The sequence below is a fragment of the Streptomyces sp. NP-1717 genome, from assembly GCF_022695985.1.
In the GTDB taxonomy this organism is placed as follows: Bacteria; Actinomycetota; Actinomycetes; order Streptomycetales; family Streptomycetaceae; genus Streptomyces.
Genome location: NZ_JAAPBF010000268.1, coordinates 1 through 8,969, shown reverse-complemented (window position 1 = coordinate 8,969; position 8,969 = coordinate 1). Strand labels below are relative to the sequence as shown.

At 72.3% G+C, this 8,969-nt stretch carries 6 protein-coding genes and 1 pseudogene; 4 read left to right on the top strand and 3 right to left on the bottom strand.

Annotated features, from left to right (window positions below):
• A pseudogene (locus GXP76_RS31610) lies at nucleotides 1-621 on the bottom strand (hypothetical protein); the annotation flags it as partial.
• A 362-nt stretch (nucleotides 622-983) separates the two neighbouring features.
• Between GXP76_RS31610 and GXP76_RS31605 the strand changes: the two are divergent.
• Nucleotides 984-3,044: a PhoX family phosphatase gene (locus tag GXP76_RS31605; protein ID WP_242575051.1), complete on the top strand. Its 2,061-nt coding sequence runs from the start codon at nucleotides 984-986 to the stop codon at nucleotides 3,042-3,044.
• Nucleotides 3,045-3,260: 216 nt separating this feature from the next.
• Here GXP76_RS31605 and GXP76_RS31600 read toward each other — a convergent pair whose 3' ends face one another.
• Nucleotides 3,261-3,884 (bottom strand): DUF6879 family protein, encoded by a 624-nt coding sequence (locus GXP76_RS31600; protein ID WP_242575050.1) that lies wholly within the window; start codon nucleotides 3,882-3,884, stop codon nucleotides 3,261-3,263.
• Nucleotides 3,885-4,344: 460 nt separating this feature from the next.
• On the opposite strand from GXP76_RS31600, the gene GXP76_RS31595 reads away from it, so the two are divergent.
• From GXP76_RS31595 to GXP76_RS31585, 3 genes are all read left to right on the top strand, one after another.
• Complete coding sequence (locus GXP76_RS31595; protein WP_242575049.1) at nucleotides 4,345-6,033, top strand: ABC-F family ATP-binding cassette domain-containing protein; 1,689 nt, start codon at nucleotides 4,345-4,347, stop codon at nucleotides 6,031-6,033.
• A 10-nt stretch (nucleotides 6,034-6,043) separates the two neighbouring features.
• On the top strand, nucleotides 6,044-6,436 hold the full coding sequence (locus GXP76_RS31590; protein WP_242575048.1) for an RNA-binding S4 domain-containing protein: 393 nt from the start codon (nucleotides 6,044-6,046) through the stop codon (nucleotides 6,434-6,436).
• A 110-nt stretch (nucleotides 6,437-6,546) separates the two neighbouring features.
• Entirely contained in the window at nucleotides 6,547-6,945 is a 399-nt protein-coding gene (locus GXP76_RS31585; protein ID WP_242575047.1) for an ATP-binding protein, read from the top strand.
• Nucleotides 6,946-6,990: 45 nt separating this feature from the next.
• On the opposite strand, the gene GXP76_RS31580 is transcribed toward GXP76_RS31585, so the two are convergent.
• Nucleotides 6,991-8,928, bottom strand: a complete 1,938-nt coding sequence (locus tag GXP76_RS31580) for an FUSC family protein (RefSeq protein ID WP_242575052.1) — start codon at nucleotides 8,926-8,928, stop codon at nucleotides 6,991-6,993.
• Nucleotides 8,929-8,969: the final 41 nt, after the last annotated feature.

Sequence of the window (8,969 nt, the reverse complement as noted above, 5' to 3'; positions counted from 1 at the left end):
GGCCACGATGGGCTCCGGCTCGGCCGCGACGACGGGCTCGGGTACGGCCTCGGCCACGACCGGCTCGGGCTCCGGGGTGGGGGTCGGCTCGGGGGCGACCTCCGCCACGGGCTCGGCGACCGGCTCGGGTGCGGGCTCGGGGACGACCTCCGCCACCGGGTCCGCCGCCTTGACGGGTGCGGGCTCCGGCTCGGGCTCGACCACCGGGTCCGCCGCCTTGACGGGCTCCGGCTCGACCACCGGGTCCGGCGTGGACTGTACCTGGGCCGGGACCGTCGCCGTCTTCGGCTCCTCCCGCTTCGTCTGCGCCGGGACGCTGGGGTTGTCGAAGGCGGCGGCGACCAGGTCCTCGGCCTTCTCCGCCTCCGTCTTCCTCCTCTTCGGCGCGGGCTTCTCCGCCGTCACTTCGTCCGCGGCGGGTGACGGCTCCTTGGCCGGCGCGGGCACCTTGGGGGTGACCTTCGCCGTCTCGGGCGTCGTGGTCGTCGTGCTCGCGGAGGGCGTTGTGGGCTCCGAGTGATGCGAGCGATCGGTCTGGGCCGGCACCGACGTGGCCACCGACTCGTCACTCTCCGCACGCTCGCGGCCGAACACCTTGCGCAGCAAGCTCCGAATGCCCATGGGCGAGGCCTTTCAGATGAGTTGGGTGCGGCATATATCCGTACTTGGAACAGGGGATCCGGGGACATGCCCCGACCGAAACTCAGCATCCCTGGCCACGGCGGATACGTAAGGTTAGCGGCCACCCGGCGCCCGCCCCGGCAGGGGCGCCCCGCGACCTGGAATGTGCCGCCGACGGGTGCCCGGCCGGTACGCGGCCGACACGCGGCCGGGGAACGGTGAATGCCCGGTCGGCGCACATTCATTCCGCGTTCATCTTGAGGCCGCTGAACCGGGGGCCTACGCGCATAGCGTCACCGCCGTACATATCCCGACACAATGTCGGCGCAGGGCGCGCCGAGCAAAGCCCACCGGAGGGGAAAGTGCGCAAACTGCTGCCGCTGCTGAACTCGCACCCGGGCGGACGTTCCGCCATGACCTGCCGTTACCGCTGCGGTGACGCCTGTTTCCACGAGACGCCCAACACCAGTGACAACGAGTACGTCGGCGACGTCATCGCCGGTGCCCTCTCCCGTCGCTCCATCATGCGCGGCGCAGCCGTGGTGACCGTGGCCGCCGCCGCGGGAACCGCCGTCGTCGCCGGTCCGGGCAACTCCCCGGCCTCCGCCACGCCTCTCGCCGCGGGCGACAACGGCAAGGGCGGCAAGAAGCACGACGGCGCCCGTGGACTGCGCTTCGCGCCGGTCGCGCCCAACACCGCCGACAAGGTCACCGTCCCCGACGGCTACACGCAGAACATCGTCATCCGCTGGGGCGACCCGATCCTGCGCGGTGCACCGGAGTTCGACCCGAACAAGCAGACCGCCAAGGCGCAGGCCGGCCAGTTCGGTTACAACAACGACTTCCTGAGCCTTCTCCCGCTCAAGAGCGAGCGCGGCAAGCAGCTCCTCGTGGCCAACCACGAGTACACGGACGAAATCCTGATGTTCAAGGGTTACGACGCCGCCAAGCCCACCCGCGAGCAGGTCGAGATCGCCTGGGCCGCGCACGGTCTGTCGGTCGTCGTGGTGGACGAGCAGCCGCGCAGCGGGAAGCTCACCGTCGTACCGCGTCACGAGCTGAACCGCCGTATCACCGTCACCAGCGAATTCCGCCTCACCGGACCGGCCGCGGGCGGCGCGCTGCTGCGTACCTCGGCCGACCGTACCGGCAAGAAGGTCTACGGCACGCTCAACAACTGCGCGGGCGGCACCACCCCGTGGGGCACGATCCTGTCGGGCGAGGAGAACTTCAACCAGTACTTCGCCAACGGGTCGAGCGCCACCGACAAGCGCTACGGCATCGGCACCGCCGCCACCGAGCGCAAGTGGGAGCTGTTCGACAAGCGCTTCGACCTGAAGCAGGAGCCCAACGAGGCGCACCGCTTCGGCTGGGTCGTCGAGCTGGACCCGTACGACCCCGACTTCACGCCGCGCAAGCGCACCGCGCTCGGGCGGTTCAAGCACGAGGCCGCGCAGCCGCGCCTCACCGCCGACGGCCGGGCCGTCGTCTACATGGGTGACGACGAGAAGTTCGACTACTTCTACAAGTTCGTGTCGTCCAAGGCGATGAAGAAGGGCAACAGCCGCGCCGCCCGCGACCACAACCTCACGCTGCTGGACGAGGGCACGCTGTACGTCGCGAAGCTGACGGGTGACAGCCCGGTCGAGGACATCGACGGCAGCGGAAAGCTCCCGAAGGACGGCGAGTTCGACGGCTCCGGCGTGTGGATCCCGCTCGCCACCGGCGATGTCTCGCACGTGCCCGGCATGACCGCCGAAGAGGTGTACGTCTTCACGCGCCTGGCCGGTGACAAGGTCGGCGCCACGAAGATGGACCGCCCCGAGGACGTCGAGCCCTCGCCGCGCACGGGCCGGGTGTACGTCGCGCTGACGAACAACTCGGACCGCGGCGCCGCGGGCAAGGCCGGGGTCGACGAGGCCAACCCGCGCAAGGCCAACAAGCACGGTCAGATCCTGGAGCTGGCCGAGAACTGGGACGACCCGGCGGGCGACGGGTTCGCCTGGCGGCTGTTCCTGGTCGCGGGTGACCCGAAGGACCCGGCGACGTACTTCGCCGGTTTCCCGAAGGACAAGGTCAGCCAGATCTCGTGCCCGGACAACGTGGCGTTCGACGACCACGGCAACCTGTGGATCTCCACGGACGGCGCGCAACTCGGCTCGCACGACGGCCTGTTCGGCGTGGCGACGCAGGGGGAGCGGCGCGGTGAGCTGAAGCAGTTCCTCACCGTTCCCAACGGTGCGGAGACCTGCGGCCCGATCATCCAGGACCGGCGTGTGCTGGTCGCGGTGCAGCACCCGGGCGAGATAGACGGCGCGACGGCGGAGAACCCGCTGAGCGCGTGGCCCGACGGGCGCGGCAAGATGGTCCGCCCGGCGGTAGTGGCGGTCTGGCGCAAGGACGGCGGCGACATCGGCGTCTGACGCGCTGACGCACGTCGGACGACGGGGTCACTGTGCGGGCCGGGTCGGTTCGACCGGGCCCGCCCGGCGGCCGGTTCGTCCTCAATCGCCGGACGGGCTGAAGAAGCCCGCCCGGCGATTGAGGGCAGTACCCGAGCCCGCCCGGCGATTGAGGGCAACAGCAAGCCCGTCCGGCGATTGAGGACAGAAAGAAGCCCGCCCGGCGATTGAGGGCGTCTACGGGGTCGCGTGGTGCCAGGCAGCCTCGCGGGCCTGCGCGTAGCGCAGCACCTCGACCGGGTTCGTGATCAGCTCGACGCGGACCGGCCCGCCGTCGGCGTCGAAGCGCGGCAGCGCCACCACACGTGAGTCGAAGATCCAGAAGTCCGTCTCGGGGAGGGCGAGTTCCGCGGCGCGTTCCCGGGTCAGGGTCCGGTTGTCCTCCCCGGCCCGCTTCCGCACCCGGGCGTCCGCGGTGTCGACCAGGCGTACGCGCTCGAAGCGTTTCCCCGGCGCCGACCGCCCGGCGCGGGCACGGGGCCGCCCGTTGTCCGCGTAACGGCGGCGGGTCTCCAGTCCCCACACGCTGTGTTCCACCGTGGTGAACATCCCGCCGAACTCCTCGGGGGAGATCCACTGCGGTACCCGCACGGGCTCCTTCGGGCCGAAGTTCGCCAGCAGTTCGCGAGGCACCACGACCGCGCCCTCGCGCTCCGTCGGACGGTGGAGCTGGGACAGCTCCCCGGGGTCGGTGACGGTGTCGCCCTGCACCACGTAGTCGTCCGTCCCGGGCACCTCGTAGAGCGTCGGGCAGTTGCCGTTCCCGCTGTTCGTACCGACCTTGCTGAGTCGTCGGGCCATGGGTCCCCCTGGACGGACGGGTGGTCTGGTCTGTCGGGCACCGTAGCGCCGCGCGGTCGGTCGGCGACAGGGCGCATTCGGTCGCGTGCCGCGCCCCCCTCCGGGGGGCCCGGAAGTCCTCGCGCCGGTGCCCGGAAGTCCTTTGCCTCCGCCGCCCGCGTCGCCTATCGTCGAGACCGTCCTTGTCGTCTCCGATAGAGGTGGACGTTGCGCATCTGAGGTTCGCGATCAGCACGCCGTACGGCTCCCCGGCTTCCCGCCGCCCTTCCGCCGTACGCCCGCGTGGCAGCGACCTCGATGCATCCGCCGTCCCCGGACCGACGTACTCACGTCACCGAAGACTCCGGACAGCCGCATCTCCTTCCCGGGCCCAGGCCCGCCGGCCCGTACGGGCCCGGTCGCCGCGTGGTGGTCGCATACGACGTCCCCCATCCCACCGCGCCCCCGCGAGGACACCACCATGGCTCAGCCCATCACCCCCAGCGCTTCACTGACCTGCTCCGCGCTGTCGTTCCACTGGCCGGACGGCACGCCCGTCTTCGACGGGTTCTCCCTCAGCGTCGGGCGGGGCCGCAACGGTCTCGTCGGCACCAACGGGACCGGCAAGACCACCCTCATGCGGCTGATGGCGGGCGAACTGCGGCCCTCCGGCGGTTCGGTCACCGTCGGCGGCAGCCTGGCCTACCTGCCGCAGAACATCACCCTCGACACCGCGCTGCGCGTCGACCAGGCCCTCGGTATCGCCGAGCGGCGCGACGCGCTGCGCGCCATCGAGAACGGGGACGTACGCGAGGAGCACTTCGAGACCGTCGGCGAGGACTGGGACGTCGAGGAACGCGCGATCGCCACGCTCGGCTCGCTCGGGCTCGGCGGCATCGACCTCGACCGCACCGTCGGTGAGATCTCCGGCGGCGAGACGGTCCTGCTGCGGCTGGCCGCGCTGCTCCTGGAGCGGCCCGACGTCCTGCTGCTGGACGAGCCGACGAACAACCTGGACCTGCCGGCCCGCCGCAGGCTCTACGAGGCCGTCGACTCCTGGCGCTCCGGTGTGCTGGTTGTCATCAGCCACGACCGGGAGCTGCTGGAGCGCGTCGACCGCATCGCGGAGCTGCGGGCGGGCTCGGTGAACTGGTACGGGGGCGGCTGGTCCGCGTACCAGGAGGCGCTGGCCACCGAGCAGGAGGCGGCGGGGCGGATGCTGCGCTCCGCCGAGGCCGACGTCCGGCGGCAGAAGCGCGAGCTGGAGGAGGCGCAGATCAAGAACGCCCGCCGGCAGCGCCAGGACAAGAAGCTCAACGCCCAGCGGAAGGCCTCCCGGATCGTGGCGGGCGGACTCAAGCGGTCCGCGCAGGAGTCGGCGGGCAAGTCGCGGGTCCTGCACGAGGAGCGGCTGAGCGACGCCCGCGAGCGGCGCGAGGAGGCGGCGGACGCGATCCGCGACGACGCCGAGATCCGGGTGAGCCTGCCCGCCACGGCCGTGCCGGCGGGCCGTACGGTGCTGACCCTGAGCGAGGTGCGGCCCCGCTTCGGGAAGCTGCGGGAAGCCACGCTCGACGTACGCGGGCCGGAACGGATCGCCCTGGTCGGACGCAACGGATCCGGCAAGACGACCCTGCTGCGCACACTCACCGGCGAGCTGTCGCCGCTGTCGGGGGAGGCGAAGACCTTCGTGCCCTCGCGGTTCCTGCCGCAGCGCCTCGACGTGCTCGACCCGGAGCTGAGCATCGCGGCGAACGTCGCGCGCCTGGCGCCCGGGGTCAGTGACAACGTCATCCGTTCGCAGCTCGCGCGCTTCCTCTTCAAGGGGGAGCGGGCGGCGCAGCCCGCGGGGACGCTCTCGGGCGGCGAGCGTTTCCGTGCGGCCCTCGCCGCGATGATGCTCGCCGCGCCCGCCCCGCAACTGCTGATGCTGGACGAGCCGACGAACAGCCTCGACATCGCCAGCGTGCGGCAGTTGACGGGCGCGCTGGAGTCCTACGAGGGCGCGCTGCTGATCGCCAGCCACGACGTGCCGTTCCTGGAGTCGGTGGGGATCACGCGCTGGCTGGTGGTCGGGGAGGAACTGCGGGAGACGTCGGCGGACGAGGTGTGGGACGTACTGGAGGAGTCGCCGGAAATGGCCGGGCCGTCGGAGGAGGACACGCTCTAAGCTCGGGAGCATGGCTGCTGAAGCTCATGTCACCGAGGACCAGGGGTCGGTACGGGCGGACGTCTGGATCTGGTCCGTACGGCTGACGAAGACCCGCTCCCAGGCGGCGTCCGCCTGTCGGGCGGGCCACGTCCGCGTCAACGGGGAGCGGGTCAAACCCGCCGCTCCGGTCAAGGTGGGCGACGAGATCCGGGTCCGGCACGCGGAGCGCGAACGGCTCGTGGTGCTCAAGCGGATCGTACGGAAACGGGTGGGCGCGCCGGTGGCCGTGGAGTGCTACGTGGACAACAGCCCGCCGCCCCCGCCGCGCGAGTTCGCGGGTCCGGTGGCTGTCCGCGAACGGGGCGCCGGTCGTCCGACGAAGCGCGAGCGGCGCGTACTGGACGAACTCCAGGGCCACTGAAGGCCGTTCGGAATGTGCGGGCGCCGCGCCGCGGCGCGCGGCGCCGAATCCGCTCGGTCACGTTCCGTGTACGGAAAGTAAAAGCCCGTGTCGTGGGGAAGGTCATCCCCATGAACCACGACTGTGACCAGCACATGAGGCTCCGGCTTCCCCGCCATCCCCGCAGCGTCGGCCGTGCGCGGGAGGGCCTGACGGGGCTCATGGGACTGTCGGGCGAGTTGGGTGAGACGGCGGCGCTGCTGCTGTCGGAGCTGGTCACCAACGCGTTGCGGCACGGGTCGCCGCCGGGGCGCGAGATCGTGGTGACGGTGCGCAGGGCCGACGGGCTGCTCCGGATGGAGGTCGAGGACGCGGGGGACTCGCTGCCCCGGCCGCGTACGCCCGACCCCGTCGACGAGTGCGGGCGCGGCCTCGCGCTGGTCGCCGCGCTCGCCGACGACTGGGGGGTGGCGCCGAGGCAGGGCCCGGGGAAGCGGGTCTGGGTGACGCTGAAGGCACCGGACTACTGAAAGTGCCGCACCGCCGGAGGACCGCCGGTGCGGCGGGTGGCGCTGTCACCGGCGCTGTGACGTGATCGCCTGCGCCGCCCGCAGCTCCTGCCGCAGGGGTGCCAGCACACCCTCCTCGTCCGCCGCCGACCACGCCTTGCGTACGTCCACCAGGACCACACTGGAGCGCACCCGCGCCGCCAGCTCCCGCAACTGCCTCTCCGCGTCCGCGATCTCGGCCTCTCCGGGCGGCGGCGCCCCGTGGTTGACGCGTACCCGGGCCGCCGTCGTCGCGTCGATGATCCGCTCCAGCGCCACGACCAGCGGCCACCAGGCGGCGGCGCGCCTGCCGGTCGGCGGCGGCTCCGTGAGCGCGCGCTGGAACTCCGTCCGTACGACGGACAGGTCGCGGTAGATGACACGTCTGCGCCGCACCCGCTTGGCCTGGTCCGCCGCGGTCTCCGCCTCCGTACGGCCGGCGGTCGGGCCGAACGCGTACGCCAGGTAGTCCGCCGTGTCCTCCACGGCGTCCGCGAGCCGGTCGCCGATGCGGGTGTGCCAGCTCTCCGGCCAGAGCAGATAGCCCGCGACCAGCGCGATCGCGCAGCCGATGAGACTGTCCACGAGCCGCGGCACGACCAGCGCGAAGCCCTCGTGGTTGAGCACGTCGGAGACCAGCAGGATCACCGGGGTGATGGCCGCCGTCTGGAAGCCGTAGCTCTTCGCCGAGACCGCCGGGATGAACGCGGCGAGCACCAGCATCACCGGCACGTCCCACCAGCCGCGCGGCACGTGCCCCAGCACGGCCGCCGCGACGACGAGACCGGCCGCCGTGCCGAGCGCGCGCAGGACGGCGCGCGAGAAGACCGAGCCGAAGTCGGGCTTGAGGACGAAGGTGACGGTGAGCGCGACCCAGTACGAGCGCGGTACGTCGATCACCGACACCAGGGCCTGGGCGAGACCGATGCACAGCGCGAGCCGCAGCCCGTAGCGCCAGGACGACCCGCTGAACAGCATGTCGCGCCCGGCCCGGCGGATCCGGACGCCGAGGGCGGCGGGGCGGCCGAGGCGGTCGTCGACGTTGTACGGGTCGGGGTCGGGCTTGTGCACGACGGACGCGGCGTGCCGCAGCGCGGCGTCGACCGCCCGCTCGGAGGGGGTTCCGGGCGCCGGCAGGTCGAGGTCCGCGCCGCCGAGCCGGCCCTCCTCGACCGCCCGCGCCAACTGCCTCACGGCGGCCGGGATCTCGTCGGGCAGCGGGCGGCGCCGCAGATGGGCGGCGGGTGCGGCCTCGACGAGCGGGATGAGCACGTTGAGCTGCGAGAGCAGCCGTACGAGCGGACCGCGCCTGCCGTTGTCGCGGGCGCGGCGGGCGAGGACGAGGTCGTAGGCGTCGTTCAGCGCCGCGGTGACGGCCTGCCGCTTCGCGTCGTAGTCCCCGTCGGTGTCCTGCCGGCCCGCCGACTCCAGCAGATCGGCCGAGGCGCGGTAGGCGTCGGCCACGGCGGTGCGCTCGGCGACACGGCCCCGGAAGGGCCAGCCGAGCAGGGACAGCGCGAGCACGAAGAGACCGCCGCAGGAGAGCAGCAGCGGGGCCAGCCACCAGGGCTCCGGCATCTGGAGACCGGCGCCGACGACAGCGTTGAGGAGCAGCAGCAGTCCGGAGACCGAGGCCACCGCGCCGATCGAGGAGATCATCCCGGAGACGAGCGCGACGAGTGTCAGCGCGCCGACGGCGAGCCAGCCCTGGCCGAAGACGAGCGTGCCGAGGGTGACACCGATCGCGCCGAAGAGCTGGGGGATCGCGATCTTCAGTATCCGCAGCCGGTAGGCGTCGGCGGTGTCGCTGATCACGCCGGACAGCGCGCCCATGGCCGCGAGGGCGCCGTACGCGGGCCGGTCGACGGCCAGTCCCACGGCCAGCGGGGTGGCCAGCGCGACGGCGGCGCGGACGACGGCCGCCCAGGGGACGGGGGCGGGCTTCGGCCGCAGACCGCTGAGCAGCCACTCCGGAGGCGTGAGACGGACGGTCGGCCGGACGCTCG